At 54.5% G+C, this 25,402-nt stretch carries 25 protein-coding genes, 2 pseudogenes and 1 riboswitch; of the genes and pseudogenes, 12 read left to right on the plus strand and 15 right to left on the minus strand.

Features of this window, described 5'->3' with window-relative positions:
- The first annotated feature begins 345 nt into the window (after positions 1–345).
- Positions 346–870 carry a bacteriohemerythrin gene (locus ACY692_RS09460; RefSeq protein ID WP_462325114.1) on the plus strand — a complete coding sequence of 175 codons (525 nt, stop codon included), beginning with the start codon at positions 346–348 and terminating at the stop codon, positions 868–870.
- A 213-nt stretch (positions 871–1,083) separates the two neighbouring features.
- Positions 1,084–2,118: a 23S rRNA (adenine(2503)-C(2))-methyltransferase RlmN gene (rlmN, locus tag ACY692_RS09465; protein WP_462325115.1), complete on the plus strand. Its 1,035-nt coding sequence runs from the start codon at positions 1,084–1,086 to the stop codon at positions 2,116–2,118.
- A 191-nt stretch (positions 2,119–2,309) separates the two neighbouring features.
- Here the strand turns inward: rlmN and ACY692_RS09470 are convergent, their stop codons facing one another.
- Positions 2,310–2,471 (minus strand): hypothetical protein, encoded by a 162-nt coding sequence (locus tag ACY692_RS09470; RefSeq protein ID WP_462325116.1) that lies wholly within the window; start codon positions 2,469–2,471, stop codon positions 2,310–2,312.
- A 311-nt stretch (positions 2,472–2,782) separates the two neighbouring features.
- Positions 2,783–3,454 (minus strand): LexA family transcriptional regulator, encoded by a 672-nt coding sequence (locus ACY692_RS09475; RefSeq protein ID WP_462325117.1) that lies wholly within the window; start codon positions 3,452–3,454, stop codon positions 2,783–2,785.
- Between the two features lie 184 nt (positions 3,455–3,638).
- On the opposite strand from ACY692_RS09475, the gene crcB reads away from it, so the two are divergent.
- A complete protein-coding gene (gene crcB, locus ACY692_RS09480; protein WP_462325118.1) occupies positions 3,639–4,016 on the plus strand; it encodes a fluoride efflux transporter CrcB in 378 nt (125 codons plus the stop codon).
- Between the two features lie 316 nt (positions 4,017–4,332).
- Here the strand turns inward: crcB and ACY692_RS09485 are convergent, their stop codons facing one another.
- Together ACY692_RS09485 and ACY692_RS09490 are read right to left on the minus strand one after the other, a co-directional pair.
- Positions 4,333–4,782 (minus strand): Hsp20/alpha crystallin family protein, encoded by a 450-nt coding sequence (locus tag ACY692_RS09485; protein ID WP_462325119.1) that lies wholly within the window; start codon positions 4,780–4,782, stop codon positions 4,333–4,335.
- Positions 4,783–4,883: 101 nt separating this feature from the next.
- On the minus strand, positions 4,884–5,258 hold the full coding sequence (locus ACY692_RS09490; RefSeq protein ID WP_462325120.1) for an HPr family phosphocarrier protein: 375 nt from the start codon (positions 5,256–5,258) through the stop codon (positions 4,884–4,886).
- Positions 5,259–5,576: 318 nt separating this feature from the next.
- Between ACY692_RS09490 and ACY692_RS09495 the strand changes: the two genes are divergently transcribed.
- Complete coding sequence (locus ACY692_RS09495; protein WP_462325121.1) at positions 5,577–6,107, plus strand: cysteine hydrolase family protein; 531 nt, start codon at positions 5,577–5,579, stop codon at positions 6,105–6,107.
- 300 nt (positions 6,108–6,407) lie between these two features.
- Here ACY692_RS09495 and ACY692_RS09500 read toward each other — a convergent pair whose 3' ends face one another.
- Entirely contained in the window at positions 6,408–7,832 is a 1,425-nt protein-coding gene (locus ACY692_RS09500; protein WP_462325122.1) for a nicotinate phosphoribosyltransferase, read from the minus strand.
- Positions 7,833–8,018: 186 nt separating this feature from the next.
- Here ACY692_RS09500 and ACY692_RS09505 point away from each other — a divergent pair, with 186 nt between their 5' ends.
- A complete protein-coding gene (locus tag ACY692_RS09505; protein ID WP_462325123.1) occupies positions 8,019–8,354 on the plus strand; it encodes a class I SAM-dependent methyltransferase in 336 nt (111 codons plus the stop codon).
- A 9-nt stretch (positions 8,355–8,363) separates the two neighbouring features.
- On the opposite strand, the gene ACY692_RS09510 is transcribed toward ACY692_RS09505, so the two are convergent.
- Positions 8,364–8,663 (minus strand): HU family DNA-binding protein, encoded by a 300-nt coding sequence (locus tag ACY692_RS09510; RefSeq protein WP_462325124.1) that lies wholly within the window; start codon positions 8,661–8,663, stop codon positions 8,364–8,366.
- A 226-nt stretch (positions 8,664–8,889) separates the two neighbouring features.
- On the minus strand, positions 8,890–9,948 hold the full coding sequence (locus ACY692_RS09515; protein ID WP_462325125.1) for a VgrG-related protein: 1,059 nt from the start codon (positions 9,946–9,948) through the stop codon (positions 8,890–8,892).
- 59 nt (positions 9,949–10,007) lie between these two features.
- On the opposite strand from ACY692_RS09515, the pseudogene ACY692_RS09520 reads away from it, so the two are divergent.
- A pseudogene (locus ACY692_RS09520) lies at positions 10,008–10,208 on the plus strand (ammonia channel protein); the annotation flags it as partial.
- Positions 10,198–10,449 (plus strand): annotated as a pseudogene (locus tag ACY692_RS09525) (P-II family nitrogen regulator); the annotation flags it as partial. The pseudogenes ACY692_RS09520 and ACY692_RS09525, both read left to right, overlap by 11 nt.
- A gap of 176 nt (positions 10,450–10,625) precedes the next feature.
- On the opposite strand, the gene budA reads toward ACY692_RS09525, so the two are convergent.
- Positions 10,626–11,333, minus strand: coding sequence for an acetolactate decarboxylase (gene budA / locus ACY692_RS09530; protein ID WP_462325126.1), 708 nt, complete (start codon positions 11,331–11,333; stop codon positions 10,626–10,628).
- A gap of 202 nt (positions 11,334–11,535) precedes the next feature.
- On the opposite strand from budA, the gene ACY692_RS09535 reads away from it, so the two are divergent.
- Positions 11,536–12,915: an MBL fold metallo-hydrolase gene (locus tag ACY692_RS09535; protein ID WP_462325127.1), complete on the plus strand. Its 1,380-nt coding sequence runs from the start codon at positions 11,536–11,538 to the stop codon at positions 12,913–12,915.
- A 137-nt stretch (positions 12,916–13,052) separates the two neighbouring features.
- Here ACY692_RS09535 and ACY692_RS09540 read toward each other — a convergent pair whose 3' ends face one another.
- A complete protein-coding gene (locus ACY692_RS09540; protein WP_462325128.1) occupies positions 13,053–14,372 on the minus strand; it encodes a malic enzyme-like NAD(P)-binding protein in 1,320 nt (439 codons plus the stop codon).
- 148 nt (positions 14,373–14,520) lie between these two features.
- On the opposite strand from ACY692_RS09540, the gene ACY692_RS09545 reads away from it, so the two are divergent.
- From ACY692_RS09545 to ACY692_RS09555, 3 genes are all read left to right on the plus strand, one after another.
- On the plus strand, positions 14,521–16,086 hold the full coding sequence (locus tag ACY692_RS09545; RefSeq protein WP_462325129.1) for a glycosyltransferase family 9 protein: 1,566 nt from the start codon (positions 14,521–14,523) through the stop codon (positions 16,084–16,086).
- A 184-nt stretch (positions 16,087–16,270) separates the two neighbouring features.
- Positions 16,271–16,861, plus strand: a complete 591-nt coding sequence (locus ACY692_RS09550; RefSeq protein WP_462325130.1) for a hypothetical protein — start codon at positions 16,271–16,273, stop codon at positions 16,859–16,861.
- 83 nt (positions 16,862–16,944) lie between these two features.
- Entirely contained in the window at positions 16,945–17,289 is a 345-nt protein-coding gene (locus tag ACY692_RS09555; protein ID WP_462325131.1) for a hypothetical protein, read from the plus strand.
- Positions 17,290–17,402: 113 nt separating this feature from the next.
- Here the strand turns inward: ACY692_RS09555 and ACY692_RS09560 are convergent, their stop codons facing one another.
- From ACY692_RS09560 to ACY692_RS09580, 5 genes are all read right to left on the minus strand, one after another.
- On the minus strand, positions 17,403–18,740 hold the full coding sequence (locus ACY692_RS09560) for a sigma-54 interaction domain-containing protein (RefSeq protein WP_462325132.1): 1,338 nt from the start codon (positions 18,738–18,740) through the stop codon (positions 17,403–17,405).
- Positions 18,741–18,763: 23 nt separating this feature from the next.
- Positions 18,764–19,423: a hydrogenase nickel incorporation protein HypB gene (gene hypB, locus ACY692_RS09565; protein WP_462325133.1), complete on the minus strand. Its 660-nt coding sequence runs from the start codon at positions 19,421–19,423 to the stop codon at positions 18,764–18,766.
- An 81-nt stretch (positions 19,424–19,504) separates the two neighbouring features.
- Positions 19,505–19,858: a hydrogenase maturation nickel metallochaperone HypA/HybF gene (locus tag ACY692_RS09570; RefSeq protein ID WP_462325134.1), complete on the minus strand. Its 354-nt coding sequence runs from the start codon at positions 19,856–19,858 to the stop codon at positions 19,505–19,507.
- A gap of 121 nt (positions 19,859–19,979) precedes the next feature.
- A complete protein-coding gene (gene amrS / locus ACY692_RS09575; RefSeq protein ID WP_462325135.1) occupies positions 19,980–20,993 on the minus strand; it encodes an AmmeMemoRadiSam system radical SAM enzyme in 1,014 nt (337 codons plus the stop codon).
- Between the two features lie 237 nt (positions 20,994–21,230).
- Positions 21,231–23,294 (minus strand): fibronectin type III domain-containing protein, encoded by a 2,064-nt coding sequence (locus ACY692_RS09580; protein WP_462325136.1) that lies wholly within the window; start codon positions 23,292–23,294, stop codon positions 21,231–21,233.
- Positions 23,295–23,355: 61 nt separating this feature from the next.
- Positions 23,356–23,440, minus strand: a riboswitch (cyclic di-GMP riboswitch).
- Between the two features lie 344 nt (positions 23,441–23,784).
- Here ACY692_RS09580 and ACY692_RS09585 point away from each other — a divergent pair.
- Complete coding sequence (locus tag ACY692_RS09585) at positions 23,785–25,170, plus strand: sigma 54-interacting transcriptional regulator (RefSeq protein ID WP_462325137.1); 1,386 nt, start codon at positions 23,785–23,787, stop codon at positions 25,168–25,170.
- Between the two features lie 21 nt (positions 25,171–25,191).
- On the opposite strand, the gene ACY692_RS09590 is transcribed toward ACY692_RS09585, so the two are convergent.
- A partial coding sequence (locus ACY692_RS09590; protein WP_462325138.1) for a hypothetical protein occupies positions 25,192–25,402 on the minus strand: 211 nt, incomplete at its 5' end.

A 25,402-nucleotide genomic window follows, 5' to 3' on the forward strand; every position in this document is an offset into this window, starting at 1 on the left:
CGTAGGGGCACCCCTTGCGGGTGCCCTTTTGGCGAGGAAGCCCACCTCTGGGACGCTGCCTGGATTGGGCACCCGCAAGGGGTGCCCCTACGATTTGGTTGCCCTGGACGTACATCCACAATCCATTTTGAAAACTCCGTGTTCCAACGTGGTTCTGGTTTAAAACTTCCCATTTGAAAATGGTTATGCTCCAAGGAGATGGGCATGTTTGCAAAAAAAAACGGAGTTCTTCAGGGTTGGATCTGCTGGCTGAACAGAATGGCGGCTTTACTCCCGGGGGGATTGGGAATAGTGATTCCTCGTATACTTATGTCGCATTGAACCAATCTCTCAAAGGTCTATACAATGAGCACACCGCGGAAGAAACAGCTGCCGGCCCTTGTCTGGATGGACGCCTACTCGGTAGGAATCGATGTTCTAGACAATCAGCACAAGGAACTCATCAAGATTGTCAATCAGTTCCATGAAAATTTGTCCAATTTTAGTGGATTCGACTGTCTTTCAACGCCTTCCAAAAAAATCGGGATCTATGGGACCATACTCAGCCTGCGGAGTTATTTTCTCAATCACTTCAGCACGGAAGAACGGTTCATGATGCGTAGCAAATATCCGGATTTTTTTGAGCACAAGAAAGAGCACGATCTTTTTATCCGCAAGGTCTTTGATTTCGAGGAGCATTTCGTGCAGGGGAAGCTGAACATTGCCAGGGAGATGGATGCCTTTCTTTTGATGTGGCTCAAGAAGCATACCTTGGAAATGGATGCCAAGTATAAAAAACATCTCACCGCGCATTTTGGAAAGACGGAACACGGTCCCAGCTTCGAGGATATCAAGGCCATGGCCGATGAACCGGAAGAAACAGCAGAATGATACCTTGCCCGATCGGACGGTGATCAGGAAATTCCGGCCCAGTAAGCCCCATGACCAATCCCTTGTTTTTTCCCCTCTTCCGGGGCTCGAAAAAACAGGGCGATTTGTGATCTGCCCCTATTCATCTATCCGGAATTATTGCGTTTATGACTATTTTTACCGGGAATTGCTGCATGATGATCACGTTTATCCATTGACCCTCCACGAGCATTGATGACGATACCTATCCTGGAATTGACCTGTGCCGGACTCATCCATGAGCTTGGCCAGCGTTTTGGCAAGGGTGCCTATCACGGACACGCCCTGTACCGGCATATCATGCAGCACGGCCGACAGGACGTGTCCGGGATCGGCGCGTTTGGAAGGTCCGGGGATCTTGCGGACAGGGTGCAGGCCACATTGGAGCAGGAAAGCGGGGAAATCGCCGAGACTGTGAACGAAGGCGGGACCATCAAGTTCGTGACCACCCTTGTTGACGGTGCCCGCATCGAGTCCGTGATCATCCCCATGGAAGGGTATTCCACAGTGTGTGTATCTTCGCAGGTGGGGTGCCGGCAGGGGTGTGTTTTCTGCGAGACCGCGGCCATGGGATTCGTGCGTCAGCTCACCGTTGAAGAGATCGTGGCCCAGGTCTGGAGGGCCCGGCATGTATTGGGGCATCCGGTGCGCAACGTGGTTTTCATGGGCATGGGTGAACCCCTGGACAATTTTGACAATGTCGTCCGGGCGATCCGGGTCATGCAGGACCAGCGGGGGCTGGACATTGCGCTTCGACGGATGACCGTTTCCACGGCCGGGCGCGTGGACGGGTTGGCCCGATTGGCCGGGGCCGGGCTGACTACCATTCGTGTAGCCGTGTCCCTGAACGCGGCCAACGACGAGCTGCGTTCTGAGATCATGCCAGTGAACAAGCGGTTTGCCCTGGCCGAACTCAAGCGGGCCTTGCAGGATTTTCCCCTGCCTCCCCGCCGAGAATTTTTTATTGAATACGTGGTCTTCAAGGGACTCAATGGGAGCAGAACGCATGCCGAAGAAGTGCTTGCCTTTATTCGGGACCTGCCGGTACGGGTGAATATTATTGGGTACAACCCGGGACGTAACGCCCGGTTCGGGGCACCTGAGGACGAGGATCTGCTCGCCTTTGCCGGGTATTTGCGCGAACATGGCGTGCACACCCGCATCCGCTGGAGCAAGGGGCGGTCCATCATGGCCGGGTGCGGGCAATTGGCTGCAAGGGATGTCGGATAAAGGGTGCTCCGTGCTCCCCTGCTATCGATTGGATAATTGACCGATAGACAGGCAAGTACCGGTTGGACCCGAACGCCTTGTCGTCTCTCGCCTCCTGGGGCTCGTGAAAACGGGCAATCCGTGGATTGCCCCTACATGGTTTTTTGGCATAATTGTTTTTTTGGACTTTTTCCGGGAAATTTCGGGATACATTACCGTAATTGATTGATATCCAGCCTGCGGCCGCAATGGGGGCAGGTGGATATGCTCTTGATATCCCCGATGCTCGGCCAGAAGAGCGGAGTGGAGAGGTTGCTCTCGAGAATGTACTGGACCCAAAACAGGTAACCGCATTCACAGAATCTCTTTTGCATGGAGTCTCCTCGGTAGAGATTGTTAAGTTATTTTAACAGTGTATATAAAAAAATATGCCAAGAAGCCTGAAATGGTGTTGGTACGATGCGTCCAGCCGGGATTGAAAATCTATGGGGCGGTTCTTGAGTGTCGAAATTGCAGGGGCGTACCGGTGTGCGCGCCCAAGTCTGCTGCTCAATCCCTGAAAAGTATTGATTCTGGAGCGGTCATGGTACTCTGCGGATGCACTTGATGGAAAATTTAAGCAGGGGCGGACACATAGGTCCTCCCCCACGATATGAGGACATTTGGCAATATGCCGGTCTCTCGGTTACCGGTACTCCCGGCAGACCCAGAGGATGCGGCCCAGGATGCGCAGGGTTTCGGTTTCGTCCCCCTGAAGAAAAATCGGGGTGTAGCTCGGGTTCGTGCTGACGAGGGCAATTGTGTCGGGATGGCGCTCGATCCTTTTGACAAGCAGGCTGTCTTCCACGCCCAGGGCATAGATGGCCCCTGCGTGCATGCGTGTCTGGGACTGGTCGATGAGCACGGTGTCTCCGTCTCTGAGTTCGGGTTCCATGCTGTCACCGAGAATGTCCATGAGGACCATGTCCTTGGGGTTGCCTCTGGTTTTGAGCCATGATCCGGAAAAGACCATGGTGTCCTTGACCATTGATCCGGTATCAAAGGAGCCGCCACCGGCGCAGAGTCTCGCGGCAACCTTGGGGATGGCTACGGAGTCCTCTTCAGGCCCCCCCCGGATGTAGCGGTCTCCCCGTCCCTCCAAAAGCCAGCGCGGATTCAGGCCGTAGAGTTCAGCCAGCTTGAGCGCCCATTTTTCCGGAACTTTTCCCTTTTTCTTGGCCATGCTGATGGCCGCCCTGTTCACGCCAAGCAATGCCGCTAAGGCTATCTGGGTCTCAATGCCCGTTGCCGTGAAGGTTCGCTGGAGAAATCCGTCCACGGATGTTTTAAAGGATGTTGCACGTGGTGTGATCGGCATTGGAGGCCCCGGTGTTTTGCGTTGTTCAATTTGTTTAACAATCTGGCCATGGGTCGTCAAGAGGTTTGTTGACACATGGTGTCTCCTGACTACATTTGCACGGCGTTAGCGGGCGTTGATCGTCCTGCTTGGGGTGCGGGCCGATGCCTGCCATGGAACGCATCATGCGAACGTAAGGAATTCCGTGTTTATCAAATTGTTGTGTATAGCCCTTGCTGGTGGCCTCGGGGCACTGAGCAGGTATCTTCTGGCCGGTGCCATTCAGGAGATGGCCGGTCAGTCCTTTCCGCTGGGGACCGCACTCGTGAACGTCCTGGGATGCTTTCTGTTCGGGTTCATCGTCACCCTGATCGATGAGAGAATGGTGTTGCCGCCCGGGCTCAAACCCTATCTGCTCACCGGATTCATGGGGGCATTCACTACCTTTTCCACCTATGCCTTTGAGACGGCATCTCTCATCCGGTATTCCCAATGGCTGCCGGCTGCAGTCAACGTGCTTGGTCAGACCGTGCTCGGAGTTGTTTTTCTATTTGCGGGCATCTTTCTAGCCCGGGCGATCTGATTGGTAGATGTTGCCCATGAAAAGGGCGGACACACAGGATGTGCCTGCAAAAAAAATATTTTTGCAGGCAGGGTTAAGGTTTAAGTTGAAATGTTTAGGTAAAATCAGGTTGTTACAAAATATGGTTTTGAGCTTGGATCTCGATTTTTGACTTTTTGCAGGAGCATCACGCAGGCCCGTCCCTCCGAGAATGCTCCATTTCCTATAGCGCTATCAAAATCACCACCAATTTGAAGACGTACCGCTTTTTTACCTCACCATAGAAAAAACGGCCACCATTGTGGCCGTTTTTATTTTCGGGCTTCAGGCACCGGGGTCATGACTGGATTTCAATTTTTTTGGCCTTGGTGGGTTCTGCCTTGGGCAGGGTGATGGACAGGATCCCCTTGTCGTATGTGGCCTCGATCTTGTCTTCCTTGATTTCCATAGTCAGTGGGAGTGACCGATAGAAGGAGCCGTAGCTCCGCTCAATGCGTTGGTAGTTCTCTTTTTTTTCCTCTTCTTCGAATTTTTTCTCCCCCTTGATGACCAGCATATTTTTCTCCAGAGAGATGTCCACGTCTTTGGGTTCCATTCCCGGGATCTCCGCCTTGACCGTGATGTTCTTGTCATCCTCGCTCACATCGACGGCAGGGAATTGGGCTTCCCTCATCATCGGAAATTCAAAAGGACTCCGCCAAAAGTCTTCCATCAGGTCGGCAATGGATGTCGGCCTTTGGGTTCCATGAGAACTTTTCTTGAGTTCCGGAAGAAATTTTCTAAACATACCAGATACCTCCTTGCTGATGGTTGCTGAACCCCCGATCCAGCGTGGTCATTTTTCATGACCTGCGCAGATCCTCTATGGAAATATGGTTGGGACCATCGTTACGCTTGTTGCGAAATTTCGTCAAAGGGGGTTTCGAATAATCCCTTGAGCGATTCCATGGCCTCGGTGGCGTCCTGCCCGCACACCTTTATCGTGATGGCCGATTCATGGGGAACGGCCAGGCAGAGGATGTCCAGGATACTTTTTGCATCGGCCTTTTTATCCTGGGCAATGATCCATATCTTTGCCTTGAAGCGCTGGGCTGTTTGGGCGATCAATGCCGCTGGCCGGGCGTGGAGCCCGGATTTGTTCGTGATCCGGAGGGACCGTTCCAAGGTAGGCATTTTCGGGGTGTCGTGCATAATGGAAACCGGTTCGTTTGGGTAGAGGAGCAGGGGAAGAATACTTGTTTTGGGCTGGTACTTTTTTCGCATAAGCACGGTCGCAGAAAGAAGCGTTACAAATGCTGGAGGCCAAAGAGTGTGTGCCTCCCACCGGGGCGGGGCTGCACACACGAACGATCAGGAATCGTCCCTACGAGATTTTGGGCAATGCCATAGGTGTTTTTGCACGTATGCTTAGCAGGTGGGATGCCAATTTGTTTTGTTGTTCTGTCAAAAGATTACAGGTGGTTATAAGGTGCAGTCTGTTCGGAAAAACCGGAAATGTCTTCTTTTTTTACACTGTGGAAAAATCCGTAACAACCCGTGGACGGCTCTGTGCCCTCACAGGGGACCGCAATGGGGGAGGGTATGCGTCAAGCGCTCTTGATTATTGATATGCTCAATGATTTTGTCCTAAAGGAAGGTCCGCTCTATGTCCCCATGGCGAGGGAGATCGTCCCGGCCGTCCGGCAGCGGCTCGATCAATTCCGTACGCGGGACAATCCGGTACTGTTCCTCTGTGACCAGCACGAACATGACGACAAGGAATTCACCCAATTCGGCTGGCCGCCCCATGCGGTCAGGGGAACTTCCGGCGCCCGGGTCGTGGACGAACTCGCTCCCATGCCTGGGGACCATTTTGTCCCCAAACAACACTATTCCGCCTTTTACAGGACACGGTTGGACGAAATCCTGCGCCTGGTGAGGGCGGAGGAATTGGTCCTTACCGGCTGTGTGACCAATATCTGTATCCTTTATACAGCGGCCGATGCGGTCATGCGGGGGTACCGGGTTCGGGTGCCCGAATCGTGCGTGGCAGCGCTTGATGAGCGGGAAGGGCGGTTTGCTCTGGAGCAAATGGAAGGGGTGCTGAAGGCGATTGTGGAGTGGAGAGGATAAAAGGTGAGGATGCGGCCCTTGTTGTCGATGGAGTACTCCCCACAAGTACGGCTATCCATGTAGAGTGGGGACTCGGGGTGAAAAAGTTTCAGGGAGACCCGCTTCCCCGGCCTGTACGGAAGATGCAGGGCCGCAGACATTTTTACATCCGTCCAAGTATACAACAAACTCCCTTGGCACAAGATATATGCATAAATCGGAATTCCGTCCACCCTGTATAAAAAGGGGGAGCCTGTGGCAGTACGTCCAGAGGCTTCCCCTTTCTCATCAAAATGCCTGCGCGGATGCAGGACAGGTTGGTCATTTTTGGTGTTCCTGCAAAAGTTGTGTGCGTAATTCGTTGAGGCCTCTGGTGATGGCCACCTTGTAGATATGGGGATTCAATAGGCGCAGGGAGCCCTCGGGAAGGTGTTCGAGTTGTGAGGCGCGTCGGTCGGTCAGGGTGGCAAGTTCAGGTTCGTCCCTGACTATGGTCCCATTTTCCATGACAATGTTGCTTATGGATTCGATCCGGACTCCCTCGGGAATAGTCCTGCTTCGCAAGAGTGGTGCCGTGGGGTCGTAGACACGGTCGCCGGGTCCCGGGATTTCAGCTTCTAGTGATATGATATCCATGAACAGGCTGCCGTCGGGATTGGTCAGTCGCCAGAGCTTCTTGCGGTCCGGCAGGGTCAGCTTGGAGGGGTCGTTGGTGATCTTTAATTTCGGAACGTCGTTGCATCTGGCAAGTTTGTACACTCCGCCCAAAGCGCCCCCTCCCTCGCCACCGCAGGTGGCCAGCTGTGTCCCCACCCCCCATATGTCCACGCATCCACCTTCACGGTTGACCGAATCGATGACATATTCGTCCAGGTCGCTCGATGCCGTGATGAGCACTCCGGGGAATCCGGCCGCGTCGAATGTTTTGCGGACTTCCTTGCTCAGATAGGCCAGGTCGCCGGAATCCAGCCGTATTCCCCTGAGCGCTTCACCTCTTCCGCGCATTTCTTTGGCCACGGTGATGGCGTTGGGCAGACCGCTTTGCAGGGTGTCGTAGGTGTCGATGAGCAGGATGCAGTTTTGGGGAAAGCACCGGGCGTATGCCCTGAATGCGGTCAGTTCGTCGGGAAAGCTCATTACCCAGCTGTGGGCGTGGGTGCCCTTGACCGGTATGCCCATATCCTTGCCCGCCCAGATGTTGCTGGTGCTCTTGATTCCCCCGATATAGGCGGCCCGGGCCACGCTGAGTCCGCCATCCGGTCCCTGGGCCCTGCGCAGTCCAAACTCGAGGACGGTTTTTTTGCCGGCCGCAGTAGCCACTCGAGCGGCCTTGGTGGCGACCAGGGTCTGGAAGTTGATGAAATTGAGCAGGGCCGTTTCGACATATTGGGTCTCCGCCAGGGTTCCTTCGACAGTGAGAAGGGGTTCCCTTGGAAAGACGCATGTTCCCTCGGGTATGGCGGTCACTTTGCCTTTAAAACGGAAATCTTTCAGAAAATCGAGAAAATCGGGCTTGAATTCTCCCAGATCGCGTAGGTAGGCAATGTCCTCTTTTTCGAATGTGAGGTTTTCCAGAAAATCAAGGGCCGGTTTGAGACCGGCAAAGACGGCATAACTTCCACGGAATGGTGGGGTGCGGAAATAGAGATCAAAGGTGGCCGGGGTGTCATGGATACCCTCGGCAAAGTATCCGGCGAGCATGGTCAATTGGTAGAAATCCGAAAAAAGCGGGGAATAGGTTTGCATGTCGGCAATGTCCGGTGTTGGGATGAGCAATGAAAGGTCGACGAAAAGCGTGATCCGTCATGGTATATTGACAAATAAGGATAGACCCCATTGAATCTGGGGTCAATGATGATGTCCCGCCCTGCACCCTGCCATGGCCTCAGTTCGGTTCTTCCTCCCTTTCCCGCATGATCACCGAGATGCACCATGACCTATTCCTGTGCCATGTTTGCCGATCCTGAAAAAAAAGAACCCCTGCACGAGGCCCAGACCCGCATCGCCCGGGTTCTGACCGGGCATACAGGGCTGAACATCATGCACGCCGAGAGTCTGGGTCTGCACTATGCAGCTACGCTGGTCGCCTGGAGAAAGCGGTTTCAGGATAACCTGGATCGGATCCGCGATCTCGGTTTCGACGACAGGTTCGTCAGGAAATGGCTCTATTATCTGGTGAGTTGCGAGGAGGGGTTCAGGAGCGGGCATGTGAACGACTATCAGTTCGTCATGGCCCGCCCCGGGGAACAAAGAAGGAGATCGGCTTAAAGAGGGGGATCACACGTTTCGGGTGATGAAATCCAGGGATTTGACCGTTTCCCGCAGGAATTTGCCCGGGCTGAACTTGACCGTCTTGTGGGCTGGGATGGTGATCTCCTCTCCGGTCTGGGGATGTCGTCCCTTGTGCTCGGTTTTGTCCACCACCTTGATGGAGCCCACGCCCGGGAGCAGGATCTTGTCCCCTTCGGCCAGGCTTTCCGTGATGATGTCGATCATGGCGTTGACGGTCTTGCGGGTTTCCTCGGGAGACCCGCCTGTCTTTTCCTGGAGCAGGGCAACGAGTTCGGTCTTGTGCATGGCTTTGTGTCTCCTTGGGCTGTGAAAAATGAAACTATATGGTCGAGACTGTTACATGGTCATTGGGGCGGAGACAAGAAGATATTTGTACACGTTACCATGTCTTCGTGTACAGTGCAGCTCACTCGGTACAATCGTACAAGAGTTGCTTTGAGGGGGGGCTGTAAAATCGGTAACGGTTGTCACTATTCTATTGGTATAGGAAGGACAAGAAGCGACAGGCTGATCAGCCGAGCATGGAATCAAGAAGATTTCGGGCCAGAAGCGCTTCCTGTGTCAGACGGTTGGTGACGGCAGACTGAACCTGGCTGGAGGAACTGGAAAATTGTGTCTTTCTGATTGCGTAGATCTGATCCACGAGGCGTGATGTCACTCGGGTGGAATCACCTGGGTCGAGATTTTTCAGAGCACGCGTGAAGATGTCGCCGGCTCCTGAGGGGCCGTGCTGCACCGCGGTGGAAAAAAGCACCTCCTGGAGCGGGGCCGAGAAAAGATTCTCTCCCAGCCCGGTACGTTCGAGGATCTTCTCCAGGGCGGGCAGGTAATGGGTTTTGGTGATGAAGCGGTGCTGCAGTTCGCCGAACAGATCGGGTTCTTCCCCGGCGATGGACTGCCAGGTACTCGGCATGGCCCCTTGGGTGCTTCCGGTGTCCGCCGGCCCTGCCTGCTCGAGACGCTCGGCCCAGGTGGGGATCTCTTTGCGTAGAAAGTCGATGAACTGGTCCATGGTCCCCTGGCGGGAAGAAATCTGATAGGTGCCGTAGGAAGTTCCGCCATGCCGGTCATAGCCGACGGCGTCACATTGTTCGCCGGATTCGAAATGGCGCGAGAGCATGCCCCGTGGGGGTGATGCGGCGGATTCCGGGCCGGGGGTGCCGTGTCTGGTAACGATTTTTTGTGCCAGCCTGTCGACCCGGACATCAGCATCGTTGGAAGGAGGCATGGGGTCCGGAGTGGTCGGCTGGACATGGTCCGGGACAGATTGGTTCAGCTGTGGAAGCGACGATGGTTGGGCAAGGGAGCGCTGACCGGAAAGTTTGGACAAGGTGGCCAGAACATCGAGGTTGAGGGTCTGGGAAAAGAGATCGGTTCCCGAGGTTTTGGTCGGTGGATCGGTGTCGAACAGCACATTGGCCATGTTCAGATCCATTCGGGATTTGATCTGCTCGAATCGTTCCTGAAAGGACGTGTCCGACGTCTGCCCGTGATGGTGACGGTTTCCCGACACCGATGACGGTGCTCTGTAGAGGTCCGGATTGATTGGGATAAAATTGGGTTTGCTCATTGTCGCAACCTGAAGGGGTCATGGTTGTCGATAAATAAGCAAAAACCGGTCCACAGATCATTCCAGCCAGTGCCTTCGTGACCACACAGATCGCGGCGGCTGCAGCCACACTGGGCTGGATATTCATTGAATGGAAGCACAGCGGCAAGCCGACAACCCTCGGTGCGGCCAGTGGAGCGGTTGCCGGACCGGTTGCCATCACCCCTGCGGCCGGATTCGTGGGCGTGATGCCTTCACTGATCATCGGTGCGGCAGCGGGGCCACAAGGAAGTGTACAGGGGCGCCGAATATCAGGTGGATTTCGTATCCAAGATCAAGATCGACGTCATCGTGGACGACAGCCAGGTCGAAGAGATCATTGGAGCGGTCCAGGAGATCATTGGAGCGGTCCAGGAGATCGCCCGAACCGGCAAGGTGGGCGACGGCAAGATCTTCGTCATCCCCGTGGACAACGCGGTCCGCATCCGAACCGGAGAGCGGGGACCGGACGCCATTGAGTAGCGTACTCGTGAAAGTCTGCCATAAAGAACAAGAAAATTCTACAACCGCTTGAACGTAACACGTAAAACTGCGGCTTGACCGCATTAGGAATACCTCCGCAACCAAGCAAAAAAATCCCGGACAACCAATTGGTTGTCCGGGATTTTTTTGGGGTCGGAAGACCGAAACACTACCGCTTATTTCTTTGCTCGTTCAGCCTCGTGGATATCCTCGGAAAAATCCGGGGAGAGGTCCGCTGTCAGAAAATCCAGGGTCAGGGGCAGGCCGACCGAGATTTCCGGGACGTGCTGGATGGCCACGGTTCCGGAAATCATGGAGCAGCCAAGAAGATGTCCGCCCACTGTTTTGTCCTCGGAGAGGAAGTGGAGGTGGAAACCGGGGACCACCAGGGATTTGATGAATTCCGGCGTGTAAAATCCCACGAGGGTACCGGATAGATTGGTAAAGGTGAATTCGGATTGACTGCGGGTGACTTCCACCAGGGGGCGACCATTTTTTTGGGCCGGCACTGACCGGGCATGGACCAGGGAGAACGCCCCCTGGATCCTGATGGCGTAGACCATGTTTTCCGATGGGATGAGCTGTTTGAGAAAAGTATCGAAATCCGTTTCCTGTACTGGAGAGGTGAAGGATTCTTCAGTATCGGGAGAAAAGAAGGTGACTGCGGCAAATGGGGTCGTTGTGCTTGGGGGAACGCTGTGGATGGTACCGGAGCTGTCGGCGCGGAAGGTTTCTCCCTTATGGATGATCAGTTCTCCGTCGAGATGGTTGACGGTACCGATCCCGAAATCTCCTCGGGAGATCAGTTCCTCCAGGGTCGTCCTGGCTTGATACAGCCCCTGCATGAGTGCTTCCACGGGACATGAGACGAACAATGCGTGCATGGTGGTTTCCGTTTGTCAGAAGGTGGACTGTCGGGAATTATTTTGTGCTGGCTGATGGATGTGTGGATCGGTCTTGCCAAAAGACTTGAAAATGCACACAATATAAAAAGCTTGCACCAAAATCCGGTCAGTGGTCATTGGTCTTCAGGACCATGCCGGTCACATCAACAGCCACTTGAAGCTGAACATGGAGGATACAAGTATGTATTTCAAACAGATTGCGGTCAAGGGCATGGGATGTCTCTCCTACATCATCGGCTGCCCCCGGGCGCAGGTTGCCTGTGTGGTCGATCCCAAGCGGGACGTGCAGGAATATCTGGACATTGTCAGAGAAAACGGCATGAAGATCACCCATATCTTTGAGACCCATATCCATGCCGATCATATCAGCGGGAACCAGGAGCTGCGTTCGCGCACCGGGGCTGAAATCTGCTACATGGAGGATTCCCCGGTCACCTTCGAGCATACCGTACTGCACGAGGGCCAGGTCATGGAGTTCGGGAGCGCCAGGCTCGAGTTCATGAAAACTCCGGGACACACTCCCCATGCCATGTCCATCCTGGTCACGGATCGGTCGCGCAGCAAGGAACCCTGGTTCGTGCTCACTGGCGACTGTCTGTTTGTCGGGGATATCGGACGCCCGGACCTTGCCGGTGAAGAGCTCATCGACGAGCAGATCCACAATCTCTACAATTCCCTGTACAACAAGCTCGGAAAACTGCCGGCAAGTCTGGAGGTTTTTCCCGCCCATGGTGAAGGTTCTTTGTGCGGCAAGGGGATGAGCTCCAAGTCCAGTTCGACCATCGGGTTCGAAAAGGTGAGCAATCCCATTTTGTCCCTCACCGAAGAGGCATTCACCAAGAAGATGAAACAGGGGTTTCCCGAGAGGCCCAAGAGTTTCCATCATATCATCGAGACCAACAAGACCGGGGTTCCCCTGCTGGATCGGTGTCCCGTGGTCACGGATATGAGCCCCCGGCAGGTCAAGGATCTCGTGGACAAGGGAGCTGTGGTTCTGGACACCAGGGACACGGCCGCCTTCGGGGGCGTGCATATTCCGGGTTCCATCAATATCGGATTTGCCAACCAGACCGCCAACTGGATCGGCATGGTCATCGATCCCTCCTCGGAGCTCATCCTCGTGGTCACGGATCCCAAGGCCTACGAGGATATGTCTGTTCAGCTCCACCGTATCGGGTACGACAATATCATCGGTTATCTGTATGGAGGCATTGCAGCCTGGCAGGAAGGGGGTCATCCCATTGATCAGCTCTGGCAGATCTCCGCGGCCAAGCTCAATTCCAAGCTGGAAAAGGGAGACGGCAAGTACTTCTTCGATGTGCGCACCGATGGGGAATGGGCATCCGGACACATTCAGGGAGCCGAGCATCTACCGCTTCCCCAACTTTTGAAGGAAGTCCCGGACATCCCCAAGGACGAGGAAGTCATTGTCACCTGCGGGGTCGGCTACCGGGGCAATATCGCGGCAAGCTATCTCCAGAGCCAGGGTTTCGAGCACGTACACAGTCTGGCCGGAGGCATGGCCGCGTGGGTGAATAGCGGGTTGCCGTTGGTTGAGTAGGGAAGGATCGAGGATTAAGGATACAGGATCCCAAAAGCAGGAGACGGGAGAAACGGAGAACGGAGACAGGAAACAGCGTCAAAAAAGCCGCCCATATGGGCGGCTTTTTTGATGAGTCAGTATGATTGATAGCTGGTTTAGAACCCCAGATCATAGCTGGCAATGGCGGCTTCGATGCGTTGCTGGGATGCGTGCATCTTTTTCTCGAGTTCCGCCACATAGGCGTCCATGTCCAGGGAGATGCGGGCAACGCCCGAGTCGATGGCCGCCTGGGCCACGGCCGGGGCCACGTGGAGGATGAGGCGGGGATCCAGGGGCTTGGGCAGGATGTAGTCCGGGCCGTAGGTCATGGAGTCCATGCCGTAGGCATCCAGGACTTCCTGGGGGATTGCTTCCTTGGCCAGCTTGGCCAGAGCCTTGGCCGCTGCGATCTTCATTGCTTCGTTGATTGTGGATGCCCGAACATCCAGGGCGCCTCTGAAGATGAAGGGGAACCCCGAGACATTGTTGATCTGGTTGGGATAATCGGACCGTCCCGTGCCCATGATGCAGTCGGGCCGTGCCTCGCGGGCGGCGTCGAAGGTGATCTCGGGATCCGGATTGGCCATGGCGAAGATGACGGGATGGTCGGCCATGGATTTGACCATGTCCTGACTGAGGATATCCTTGACCGAGACGCCCAGGAACAGGTCTGCGCCCCTGATGACCTCTTCCATGCTCCCGTAATCCTTGTCCTGGGCGAAGATGGCCTTGTAGGGATTCATGCCCCCACGGCCCTCGTAGATGAGTCCCCGGGAATCGTACATGTAGATATTTTTGTTCTGCACCCCGAGGCTCTGATAGAATTTGGCGCAGGCAATGGCAGCGGCCCCGGCCCCGGAAACCACGACCTTGATGTTCTCGGCCTTCTTGCCGCTTATTTCCAATGCGTTGACCAGGGCCGCGCCGGAAATGATGGCCGTGCCGTGCTGGTCGTCATGGAAGACCGGAATGTTCAGGGATTCGATGAGCTTTTCTTCGATGTAAAAACATTCCGGGGCCTTGATGTCTTCGAGGTTGATCCCGCCAAAGGTGGGCTCGAGCATGGTGCATAATTCGATGATCTTGTCCGGGTCGGGTTGGTTGACGTTGATGTCGTAGACATCCACATCGGCAAAGGCCTTGAACAACACTCCCTTGCCCTCCATGACCGGTTTCCCGGCCATGGGGCCGATGTTCCCGAGTCCGAGCACTGCCGTGCCGTTGGAGACCACGGCCACGAGATTGCCCTTGTTGGTGTAGTCGTAGGCGACGGAAGGATCGTTCTTGATGGCCAGGCAGGCTTGAGCGACTCCGGGGGTGTAGGCCAGGGAGAGATGTTTCTGGGTCGCACAGGGTTTGACGGGGATGACCTCGAGTTTTCCCTTGCGTCCCTGGGAATGGTAGTCCAAAGCCTCCTGATTGGTGAAAAGAGCCATAGATCCTCCGTATTGTTGGCGGCGATTGTTGGTGTGGTAGGAATGTGATCGCTGGGTATATGCGGGGTGCATGAACCGGCTCGCGATCACAAAACGATAGTATATACTCCAGATTGTCAGGCAATTCAATATGGGCTAGTGGGGTCAAATGCGTACGACACTCGTTATCAATCTGACCCGGTTCGGTGATCTGATCCAGACACAGCCTGTGCTCAGCGGGTACAAGCGTAAGGGGGACCAGGTCCTTCTGGTCTGCTTGGAACAATTCGCCAAGGCGGCGGAGCTGCTCTTGGATGTGGACCGTGTTTTTCCGCTCCCGGGAGCACGGATTTTGGCAGGACTGGATAATCAATGGACCACGGCACTCCAGGCCCTTTGTTCCTTTATCGGGAGCCGTGGCCCGGAGAGTGGCCCGGTCAACGTGGTCAATCTGACGCCGAGTTTGAGCGCACGGCTGCTGGGACATCTCTACTCGCCATCCGGACAGCTCGGTTTTGGTCTCGATGACCATGGGTTTGGTATATATTCCTCATCATGGGCCAATTTTCTCCAGGCCGCCTCGCGATTGAGGGGATGCAGTCCCTTCAACCTGGTCGACGTCATGGTCCGGGTGGCCCATCTGACCTGCAAGGGGGATAGGCCCCGGCTCAAGGAACCTGCTCCGGGAATTCTTACTTGGAGTGTCGAACGGCTGGAGGAACAATCCCCTCCTGATCCCAAGGGGTTCGTGGCCTTCCAGTTGGGGGCCAGCCGGAATGTCCGTCGTTGGCCCGTGGAGCACTTTGTCAAGCTGGGAGACCATGTGTGGAAGAAGCATGGACTGTGTCCGGTCATCGTCGGTGCTGGGAACGAGAAACACCTTGCGGAAAAATACGCCTCCCTGACCCACGTTCCTCGGGTAGACATGGTCGGGCGGACCGATCTTGCCCAGCTTGCGGGAGTGCTCTGTCAAACCAGATTGCTTGTGACCAATGATACCGGAACCATGCACATGGCCGCCGGTCTCGGTATCCCCATCGTGGCCATATTTCTCGCCACGGCCCAGCCCTGGGATACGGGGCCGTATCTGGAGAACTCTGTTTGTCTGGAACCGGACATGGATTGTCACCCGTGTTCATTTTCAAGCACCTGCCTCCGCGATCACGGATGCAGGTGGGCTATTACGCCCGACGTGGTCAGCGACCTGGTTGACGGTTATCTGGCTGACGGGGTCTGGCGGATGTCCCCGTTCCAGGGAGTGCGGGGGTGGAAGAGTGTCCTTAAGGAGGGTATGATGGATCTGGTCTCCCTGACCGATGACCACAGCGATAGGACATCCTGGGTCCGCGTACAGCGTTGGCACTATCGTCATTTTCTTGACGAGAGTCCCGTTCCCCCGCTGCTCCCAACCTGTCCCTTGAGCCCTGTGGCCCGAGAGGAGATCGTGACCACCCTTGAACAATGTGCCGGACTCCTTACCCTGTTCCGGGAACAGGCAACCCTGTTGGCACGGATGCCCTCCGCAGCCATGCGCAAGAAGTTCATGTTTACCTGGCAGCGGATACAGTCGACCTTTGAACAAAACCAATGGTTCGGTATCCTGGGGCTTATGTGGACCTATCAAACCCAGGATAGCGGGGCTGAAAATCTTGAAGAACTTGTTTCCCTGGTGGGGCGATACGAGCGACTGGTCCTATCCCTTATAGCGTTTGTCGGTGCTGAAAAGACCGGATAGAAAAACGATACACGCCAAAAAGGGCCGCGCGTTATCTGCAAGAACCCTCGTGGCGATCCTGTTTCCGTGGGTGTTGGTCAGCTCGTGGGGCCAATGTATATCGTGTGGCATGATATTTGATTGAGCATGGCTACAACGTCAAAAAATTCCCCCTATCTATCCCAGGGGCAAGGAGGATGTGTGGATGATTATTATTGATGGGCAGGAATCGGAATATTCGGTGAACAATTTTGAAAATCTCGAGGAACTCCTCGAAAGGGTCACGGCGGACGAACATTTCCAGAACCGGATCGTCACCGATGTATTGATCAACGACGAGGTTTTTTCCGAGATCTACCCACATCAGGCCGAAGATATCGAAAGCGACGAACTGGACAAGGTTGAAGTTGTTTCCGTGTCCAATCAGGAAATGGGCCGGAGCATTGTCAGTGAAATGGCCAAGGTTGTCCCTCTCATGGCCCAGGGGGCCGAACAGATAGCAGGACTGTTCCGCCAGGCTGAAGATTTGGAGGCTCTCGACACCTATCAGGATCTTTTGGAGGTGGCCCGGGATTTTCTAGGCATGGTCGCTACCCTGCAGGATGAACTTGGGTTATCGTCCAATCAGGAAATGGGCGATGTTCTGCAAGCTTTCTCGGAGCTGTTGTCCGAAATGATCGAAGTCCAGGAAAACGAAGACTGGGTTCTTCTTGCGGATCTCCTGGAATACGAATTTTTGCCCGTGGTCGAACGTTGGACCCCGGTCATCAAGGATCTCGAGACAAAGGTTGGTTAGTCGGCCACGTTTTTCACGCCGCTGACAGCCCTGCCGGAGCATGGAGAGATTGGCAATGCGTGGAGATGAAAAAGGAGCATTGTATGCAAACAAGTGAGGACATTTTTGCCCAAGCCATGGATCTGGGAGAAAGGGAGATGGGGTGTTTGCGGGACAAGGATTTTGAAAGGGCCCATTCTCTGGCCCGGGAGCGTAGGGGACTTATGGAACGTCTGTTTGCCGCGTATTCCACGGACAGCGGCCTGAGGGACAAACTTGAGCGATTGCAGATCCAACAACGCCACCTGACCGGTCAAGCACGGGAGCTCCAAGGACTTCTAAAAAAGGAGATTGTCCGTGTCCGCAGCCAGAACAAACGGTATGGGGGATACCGCAATGCCGCTACCGTGACCCCTATGTCGAGCCGTTTCGTCAACAAACGTGGATGAATCTGCCCTGCAGCAAAGCGGGGAGGCAAAGGTTCTTTGGGAACGAAATACAAAAAGCCGGGACTATCTGTCCCGGCTTTTTGTATTTCTGGTTGGTATTGTGGAGAATGGAGTCAGGATGGATTGCCACACCGTTTGAGCATCCTCCGCAGGGTGTCTTTGGAAATCTCCAGTTCCCGGCAGGTTTGCATTTTTTTTCCATCGTTGCGTGCGAGTGTTTCCAATACGGCTTGGCATTTGATTGCCTCCAGGGTTTTGGGCACAAATGTTCCTGTTTCTCCGGGCACGACCGCTTGTTTGGGATGGAGATATTCCGGCAGGTGTTCCATCTGGATAAACCCCGAAGAGCAGAGAATAAAGGCGTATTCAAGGATGTTTTCGAGTTCCCGAATATTGCCGGGAAAGTCGCAGCGCATCAAGAGGGCGAGGACATCTTCGGACACTCCCTCTATGTCCTTGTTCTGGAGTAGATTGAGCCGCTGGATGAAGTGGTCGATGAGCAGGGGAAGATCTTCGAGACGCTCGCGCAGGGGGGGCAGATCCAGCTGGACCACGTTGAGCCGGTAGTAGAGATCCAAACGGAAACGTTCCGCCCTGACCTCGTTCATCAGATCCTTGTTCGTGGCAGCGATGATCCGGACATCGGCGGGTATGCTTTCGGTCGCCCCCAGCGGCTCGAATCTCTTGTCCTGAAGGACGCGCAAGAGTTTAACCTGGATGGGAAGGGGAAGATCGCCTATTTCATCCAGAAAGATGGTTCCGCCCCGGGCGAGTTCAAACCGACCGGGTTTATCCTTTTTCGCGTCCGTAAACGCACCGGCCTTGTAACCAAAAAGTTCGGATTCCAGAAGGTTTTCCGGGAGGGCACCACAATTGACGGATATCAGCGGGCCCGATTTTTGGGAACTCAAGTTGTGGATCGCCTTGGCAAAAAGCTCCTTGCCGGTTCCGGACTCCCCGGAAAGAAGGACCGTGGCCGGATTCTTCGCTATTTGGGGAAGGATGGCGAATATTTTGCTGAGCGCACGGCTCTTCCCGACAATGTCTTCAAAAGTATATTTGTCGCTGATGGTCCGGCGCATGAGCGCGATGGCACTGAGATCCCTGAATGTCTCGACCCCGCCGATGATTTTTCCGTCGTGGGCATGGAGGGGCGCGGCACTGATGCTGACCGGGATTTTTTTGCCATCGGGACGGATGATGAAGATGGACTTATTGGCAATCGGTTTTTTCTGTTCCAGACTCCGCCCAAGGGCGCATGCCCCGTCACATATGCTTGACCTGAACACCTCCCAGCATTTCCTGCCCATGGCGTCGTTTGGAGATATCTGCGTGATCCGGGAGGCTGCCGTGTTGAAGTAGGTGATATTCCAGTCAAGATCGACAGTAAAAACACCATCGCCAATGCTGTCCAGAATGGCCTCACACGGTAGTTCCCTGGGAAAGTGCATGGTGGTCTCCCCCCGAGGGAGGTCTATTTACTCTTTTTTGCTGCGACTGCCTTGCGGAGCCATGCGTACCATTCGTCCATCCCCTCACCAGTGCGTGCGGATACGGGGAAAACCTGGATGTCCTTGTTCAGCTGGCACGCAAATTTGGTGGCCCGTTCCAGACTGAAATCGACGTAGGGGAGCAGGTCGATCTTGTTCAGGAGCATGACCTCGGACTCGGCGAACATAAGGGGATATTTTTCCGGTTTGTCATCGCCTTCGGTAACGCTGAGAATGGTGATTTTGTAGTCCTCTCCCACTTCGAACTCCGCAGGACAGACGAGGTTGCCGACATTCTCGACAAACAAGAGGTCCGTACCGTCCAGATCGAGTTGGTTACATGCCTGCAGGACCATGGAACTGTCCAGATGGCATCCGCCGTCGGTGTTTATTTGCAATGCCTGGGCCCCTGTTGCGGCAACCCGCTTGGCATCGTTGGAGGTCATGACATCACCCTCGATGACCGCCATCTTGAATTCCTCCTTGAGGTCCGTGAGCGTCTTCTCAAGAAGGGTGGTCTTACCCGACCCCGGGGAACTCATGAGGTTCAAGGTCAATATATGCATTTGCCGGAACATGTTACGCAACTGGTCCGAGATGCGGTCGTTGGCCTCGAGGATGTTTCTGATGACGGGTATTTCCATGTGCGCTGGTCTCCTTGCTGCATTGGTTTCGGCATGAGCTGCCGAAGGGTTGTCAGATGGAGGATAGGTCCACCAATGGTGCTATTCGGCCTCGATGCTTTCGATATACAATTCCTTGCCGGAGAGGATTTCGTGCCCCATTTCCGTGCCGCATTCCGGACATGTCATGATATAGAAATCCTCTTCACTGGGGGAGAATTCGTGCTTGCATTCCCGGCATCTGACCCGCGTGGGCACCTCTTCCATCTCCAGTCTGACCCCCTCCATGGGGGTGTCCACGGTCAGGGCCTGGAATGCCAGGTCCAGGGCCTCAGGAACAACCGAAGCGATCTCTCCATGTATGACTTTGATGGATAGCAATTTTGTCACATTGTTTTTGGCCATCTCTTCCTTGATGATGCCCATTAATCCCTCGGCGATGGAAAGTTCGTGCATGGCTGACTCCGTGGATGGAATTGAGAAACATGGCACGGATAGTGATTTTTTGTCCAAGAAACAAGCCTTTTTTGTCCACGGGCGGCCGGTTGTCATTTCCCATCCCCTCTTTGAGATGGCCTCATGGAAGCACGCCATGGATCCGGGCCTTGCATTCGGGACAGGTTCCCCCGATTATTTTATTGGAGACGACCCCGAAGCCGTACCTTTCAACACACAGGGCCCCACATTCCGGACAATAGGTGTTTTCATCCCCCGCTCCGGGAATATTTCCCTCGTATACGTACGAGAGGCCTTTCGACATGCCGATCTCTTTGGCTTTTTTCAGTGTTTTTTCCGGAGTGGGCGGGGCGTCGAGCATAAGATAGGCCGGATGGAATCTGGTCACGTGCCATGGAATGTGGGGGTCCACCGAAACAATAAAATCAGCGATCTGGCCCAACTCTTCTCCACTGTCGTTATGTCCCGGGATGATCAATGTGGTCACCTCCACCCAGACCCCGGCGGCGTGCATTGTTTTGACCGTCTCCAGAACCGGAGAGAGTCTGGCCCCGCATACCTTTTTGTAAAGGGCGTCCGAAAATCCCTTGATGTCGATATTGATGCCGTCGAGAAGGGGGGAGATGTAATCCGCGGCTTCGTGGGTCATGTAGCCGTTGCTGACAAAGACGTTGCCTATGCCGTGCTTGGCGGCCAATTCTGCCGTGTCATGGGCGAATTCCATGAATACGGTCGGTTCGTTATAGGTGTAGGCGATGGACGAACAGCCGGTCTCAAGGGCCATGTCTACAATCTGTTTGGGCGTGTGTTTGTTGCCGATAATGGCTCCTTCGTGTTCTTGGGGGAACTGGGAAATGTCCGCGTTCTGGCAATGTTTGCAATGAAAATTGCACCCCACGGTTCCGATGGAGAATGCCTTGGAGCCAGGCAGAAAATGGAAGAGTGGTTTTTTTTCGATAGGATCGACATGTTCGGCAATGATTTTGCCGTAGACCATGGACATGAGCATGCCGTTCCGGTTTTCCCGCACGCCGCAGAGTCCCCGTTGGTTGTTTTTGATGATGCAGCGGTGGGCGCACAGTCCGCACCTGATGGTTCCATCCTCGCGTGTTCCGTACAGTACCGCCTCTTTCATGGTGACCTCCCAAAGATGGTCGTGCTCTTGTTTGGATCCCGCCATGCTCAATAACGCCAATCCTGCATGGTTTTCGGTAACGACCGTAGGCCATGGAAACGCTTTCGGCAACTGCTTTTCCGGGAATCATGTCAAGACAGTCCTCCCCTGGGTGCCCACGTGGCAGGGGCCGATCCGGGAAACATTCCCCGGATCGGCCCCTGTGTTGGTCTATGTGTGGCTATGTTTTTTTCGGAATTATTCCTCGAAAACAATGTAGCCGATGTTTTCGTAGAGATGGTCCATCTCCTGGTCCGCGGATTGTTCTTCCTCGATCATCATGTCAACGCTGTTGGTGGACAGATTGTCGAATCGCAGGGAGGAGGGGTTGCCTCCCGCTGTGGTCTGCATTCCTGCGACGAGACCGGGAAGATCCGTGAAGCCGGTGTCGAAGACAACGGAGGAGAAGGTCTGGTCGATATTGGTGCCGGTGGTCCCGACTTCGAAACCGGTTTGGTCCATAGTCCCAGAAGAAGGTTCCCATGCGATATAGGAAAGGGTTTCCAACGCGTGGCTTTGGTCACTTTTTTCTTGTTCCTGCATGGCCGCTTCAAATCCGTCGACAGAGACATTCTGTACTCGGCTTGCCACGGCGGCATCGTCATTCGAGGATGTAATACAAGCGAGGACCACGGGAACCGTCTGCAGGGATTCTGCGTAGCCAATGGAGACAAAGGTGTTCGTTGATCCGAGATCCCGTGTTCCAGCGCTGATCATTGTTCCGTCCTGGAGTATATGGGTTCCCCGTTCGGCGACGATGTATCCGAGCCTTTCCACCTTGTGCTGTCCGTCGAGATAATCCCATTCCTGGACACGGATTCCAAATCCCTGGTCAGAGACGTTGCGGATGCGCAAGGTCGAGGGATGGTCCCCGGCATAGGACAGGCCGCTGGCCACGACTACAGGATCGGTATACGTCTTTGCAAAGGCCACCCGTGTCCAGTCGTGATCGACGTCCACTGTGCCCAGCTCCATATTCATGGTTATCGCGGGCTCCTCCGGTGTGTTGCCATCGTCCGGGGTGGTCGTTCCGGAGTCCATGGGATCATCGGTACCGTCGGTATCACTACTCGAGCCGTCGGAACCATCCGTTTCCAGGGTTACCATTCCTACGGAAAAGGCCATGTAGCCTATAGACTCGTTGTAGTGGTCCATCTCGGCGTCTTGTGATTGCTCCTCGTATACCTGGAGGTCGACGGAAACATTCGTTTTGTCGGTATACCTGAGGTTGGAGGGATTGTCCCCGACGCAGGTCTGCATGTCGGCCACAAAGACCGGTGGTGTCATGAATTGGGTATCCAGGTACTGGGTCTGGAAACCGTTGCCATAAAGGTTGTAGGAATTTTTTATCTCGTAGGATACATCCCCGCAGCTTCCTTGGGATTCTTCCCAGGCGACATACATGACGGTTTCAGCCTGGTGGACCTGGTCGGCGCTCTCCTGTTCCTGCATCATGTAGTCGAATCCGAGACCGGTAACATTCTCAAGTCTTCCAGTCACACTCGTACCGTCCTCAACAGTGACGATGCTCGTGACCACGACCGGTGTGGAGGAGAGCTCGGTGCGGAAGTCCACGTTGTCGAACGTGTCCGTACGGTCGGTCCTGAAGCTGTCGGCAAGGACCGTGGTTCCGTCTGACAATGTATGCGTGCCCCTTTCGAGGACCACATAGCCGATCTGCTCGACCTTGTGGATGCCATCGAGATAGTCCCATTCCTGAACCCGGATGTCGAACCCTGAAGGGCCAACATTGTGGATACGCACAACAGAGGGATGGTCGCCCACAAAACCGACGAGATTGGCGATGACGATGGGATCGGAAAAACGCTGGTTCAACCGGACGGTGGTCCAATTGTGATCCACGGCTATCTCGCCGGTTTCCATGCGGAAATCGCCCTGTGGTGTCGGTTCGGGTGTCGGTTCCGGATCAGTGATCTGGCTTTTTGGGACCGTGTAGCTGACCTCTTCTGAGTACCCGCTTTCATTGCCGTAGAGATCATAGGCTGTGGCGGCAAAGAAATAGGTCTCTCCTTCGCTCAGGTTGGCGATGGCGTAATCCGTGATGTTGCCGACGTCATCGATGGTCTGGTAGTCAGCACTCCGGGTCCCGTAGTGGACACGATACCCGGCCAGGGTTTCTTCGCTGTTTGGGCTCCAGCTGACGGTTACTGTGGCCGCTTTGACCGACACTACATGTACTACAAAAATGGCCCAAAAAAGGACCAGGGCCAGGGCTAAGGGTCGCGTTTGACGTGATGACATGACTGCCTCCTTGAGTGATGTTTGCCCGGGAGATACAGCCAGCCCTGTGCTTCTGATCTGCCCCGGCAGCCCCACTGCCGTATTCTCGATGAACGTAGGCGGTAGCTTTGCGTCCCAGTCTTTCGAATGGTTTGCCTTTTCTGGTACCAGGAAAAGCAATGTCTGGACCATTTGTGTGACGTGGTTTGAAAACAGCATGGCAGGTCTTTGTTAACACGCTTGAATAATGTGCTTTTGAAATAAAAAACTGTTGGGATGGAATGACGGTGCGGAGGGTATGGGTACAACAGGATTACAGGCAGGGGTTACCAGGACGTAATCTGCAGTGTAAGTGAAGGGAAGACGAAGGCCTATAATAGCATATATGAGCCCGTTTTTTGCATTGAATTTTTACAGAAAGGTCCTGGCCCGTGGAGAGGGGTTGGGCAGGGCCGGAATAATCCCGAGTATGCGTGTATGGTTTTCGGGGACAATCGGAAAGTGAGGGAAAATGGGGAGCGTATTGGTCATCGACCCTATGCGTCATCAGGAAGGTTTTTTACGGCAGGCGGTGGGGAACGAACATGTACTGGACTATCCCGGATCGATAAAGGGATGTTTAAAGGCTTTGAAAACACATGGATACGATGTCGTTCTCATGTGTTTCGAGGACTGTGGGCACAGTGATCTGGAGATGCTCCGGGAGGTCCGGGCACAGGTACGGCATACGCCGATCGTAGTTCTTGGTCAGCGGCCGCAGACGGATATCATCGTTGCCGCGGTCAAGGAGGGGGCTTTTGATTTCGTGGTTCTTCCGGAATCCGGCGAAAAGATCCGCCTGGTTCTCACTCGGGCCTTTGAACATAGACAGCTCAGGGATGAGATCGATTATCTCAGGCACGATCAAGGATTTGTCTATGATTTCAGTAAAATAATCGCAAAAAGTCCTGTTATGCGCAATGTTCTTGGTACCCTTGAAAAATTCGCCGCCACCGATGCGACCATTCTCATGACTGGAGAAACCGGAACCGGAAAAAGTTTTTTGTCCGGTTCCGTGCACTTCAACAGCACGAGAAGAAAACATTCGTTCATAACCATTAATTGTGCCAATATACCGGAAACATTGCTTGAAAGCGAGTTGTTTGGCCATGAGAAAGGGGCGTTCACCGGGGCCGAAAAAATGCGTGTCGGAAGATTGGAACAGGGGAATGGAGGTACGGTTTTTCTGGACGAAATCGGTGAGATGGTCCCGTCGCTGCAGGCCAAACTCCTACGTGTGCTCGAGGAAAAGCGGTTTGAACGGTTGGGTGGGAACAGGACCGTGATTTCGGATGTTCGTATTATCGCTGCGACGAACCGCGATCTCGAAGGATTGATCCGTGGCGGAAATTTTCGACAGGATCTGTATTACAGATTGAATGTGTTGCGCATCCACCTTCCCCCCCTGCGCGAACGCAAGGAGTGTATCCCTCCCCTGTCCGAGTATATGCTCACCAAGGTTGTCCGTGACTTGAAAAAGAAGATTTCCGGTTTCGATCCCTTGGTCCTTGATGCCTTTATGGAGTATACCTGGCCTGGAAATCTTCGCCAGCTCAAAAATGTCATCGAACGGGCGGCGATCCTCGAAGATTCCGAACGTATCCGTATGGGCAATATCGTCCTTTCGGAAAATCCCCAGGCCATTGTCCCGACGGATCTGTCCCCGGTCCCACCGGCGGAGACCCGTGGAACCCGCTCGCTGGCCCAGCAGGAACGCGAAATGATCCTGGCCGCACTGCGTGAAAACAATTGGGTGCAAAAGGATGCAGCCAAGCGACTCGGGGTCAGCCCCCGGGCCCTTAATTACAAGATCAAAAAATTTGGGATCAGACACCAAGGATGGCGTAAGCACCGCTGAGCACCGGATGGGATGACGGGGTCAATAGGTTCTGAACAAGACAATCCCGGCAATGGTCATAACGAACATACAGGCGGTTCCCATGCACCATTGCCAACCTTCCTGCACCGTTCCATGCACGGTGGATACTGTTTGTGGGGATGGCCCTTCTGTAGCCGTGGGGGGAGTGACGGGGGGGATGGGAGTGGCGGGGGTGGCCGTGCGTGGCTGTGTCCCGTCATTATTTTTTTTC

This window comes from Desulfoplanes sp., from assembly GCF_054921335.1.

Bases quoted from the DNA above. Each gene is read 5' to 3' on its own strand.
- ACY692_RS09460 (WP_462325114.1), top strand. From the start codon at position 346: ATGAGCACACCGCGGAAGAAACAGCTGCCGGCCCTTGTCTGGATGGAC.
- rlmN (WP_462325115.1), top strand. From the start codon at position 1,084: ATGACGATACCTATCCTGGAATTGACCTGTGCCGGACTCATCCATGAG.
- ACY692_RS09470 (WP_462325116.1), bottom strand. From the start codon at position 2,471: ATGCAAAAGAGATTCTGTGAATGCGGTTACCTGTTTTGGGTCCAGTAC.
- ACY692_RS09475 (WP_462325117.1), bottom strand. From the start codon at position 3,454: ATGCCGATCACACCACGTGCAACATCCTTTAAAACATCCGTGGACGGA.
- ACY692_RS09485 (WP_462325119.1), bottom strand. From the start codon at position 4,782: ATGTTTAGAAAATTTCTTCCGGAACTCAAGAAAAGTTCTCATGGAACC.
- ACY692_RS09490 (WP_462325120.1), bottom strand. From the start codon at position 5,258: ATGCGAAAAAAGTACCAGCCCAAAACAAGTATTCTTCCCCTGCTCCTC.
- ACY692_RS09495 (WP_462325121.1), top strand. From the start codon at position 5,577: ATGCGTCAAGCGCTCTTGATTATTGATATGCTCAATGATTTTGTCCTA.
- ACY692_RS09500 (WP_462325122.1), bottom strand. From the start codon at position 7,832: ATGCAAACCTATTCCCCGCTTTTTTCGGATTTCTACCAATTGACCATG.
- ACY692_RS09505 (WP_462325123.1), top strand. From the start codon at position 8,019: ATGACCTATTCCTGTGCCATGTTTGCCGATCCTGAAAAAAAAGAACCC.
- ACY692_RS09510 (WP_462325124.1), bottom strand. From the start codon at position 8,663: ATGCACAAGACCGAACTCGTTGCCCTGCTCCAGGAAAAGACAGGCGGG.
- ACY692_RS09515 (WP_462325125.1), bottom strand. From the start codon at position 9,948: ATGAGCAAACCCAATTTTATCCCAATCAATCCGGACCTCTACAGAGCA.
- budA (WP_462325126.1), bottom strand. From the start codon at position 11,333: ATGCACGCATTGTTCGTCTCATGTCCCGTGGAAGCACTCATGCAGGGG.
- ACY692_RS09535 (WP_462325127.1), top strand. From the start codon at position 11,536: ATGTATTTCAAACAGATTGCGGTCAAGGGCATGGGATGTCTCTCCTAC.
- ACY692_RS09540 (WP_462325128.1), bottom strand. From the start codon at position 14,372: ATGGCTCTTTTCACCAATCAGGAGGCTTTGGACTACCATTCCCAGGGA.
- ACY692_RS09545 (WP_462325129.1), top strand. From the start codon at position 14,521: ATGCGTACGACACTCGTTATCAATCTGACCCGGTTCGGTGATCTGATC.
- ACY692_RS09550 (WP_462325130.1), top strand. From the start codon at position 16,271: ATGATTATTATTGATGGGCAGGAATCGGAATATTCGGTGAACAATTTT.
- ACY692_RS09555 (WP_462325131.1), top strand. From the start codon at position 16,945: ATGCAAACAAGTGAGGACATTTTTGCCCAAGCCATGGATCTGGGAGAA.
- ACY692_RS09560 (WP_462325132.1), bottom strand. From the start codon at position 18,740: ATGCACTTTCCCAGGGAACTACCGTGTGAGGCCATTCTGGACAGCATT.
- hypB (WP_462325133.1), bottom strand. From the start codon at position 19,423: ATGGAAATACCCGTCATCAGAAACATCCTCGAGGCCAACGACCGCATC.
- ACY692_RS09570 (WP_462325134.1), bottom strand. From the start codon at position 19,858: ATGCACGAACTTTCCATCGCCGAGGGATTAATGGGCATCATCAAGGAA.
- amrS (WP_462325135.1), bottom strand. From the start codon at position 20,993: ATGAAAGAGGCGGTACTGTACGGAACACGCGAGGATGGAACCATCAGG.
- ACY692_RS09580 (WP_462325136.1), bottom strand. From the start codon at position 23,294: ATGTCATCACGTCAAACGCGACCCTTAGCCCTGGCCCTGGTCCTTTTT.
- ACY692_RS09585 (WP_462325137.1), top strand. From the start codon at position 23,785: ATGGGGAGCGTATTGGTCATCGACCCTATGCGTCATCAGGAAGGTTTT.